Here is a 208-nt window from a genome sequence, read left to right as displayed (position 1 = left end):
TGCTTCCCGGCGTGCGGGTCGCGGTCGGCGGCGGTGGCAACGGCACGAAGCTGGAGATCACCCTTGCCAGTGACGATGCCAACGCGCTTGACAGTGCAAGCACGGCGCTCGAGGAACAGCTCCGCACGCTGCAGGGCATCGGCGCGCTGACATCAACAGCGGCCAGGCAAGCGCCCGAGATCCAGATCACGCCCGACTTTGCGCGCGC

At 68.3% G+C, this 208-nt stretch carries 1 protein-coding gene; it reads left to right on the top strand.

What is annotated here, in order from left to right; genetic code table 11:
* On the top strand, nucleotides 1-208 hold a 208-nt coding region (locus AF337_RS11095), incomplete at both ends, for a hypothetical protein (RefSeq protein WP_152970978.1).

The sequence above is a fragment of the Rhizobium ecuadorense genome (assembly GCF_001187535.1).
Taxonomy (GTDB): Bacteria; Pseudomonadota; Alphaproteobacteria; order Rhizobiales; family Rhizobiaceae; genus Rhizobium; species Rhizobium ecuadorense.
Note: the sequence above shows the minus strand (reverse complement) of the source record. Positions and strands in the feature narration are given on the sequence as shown.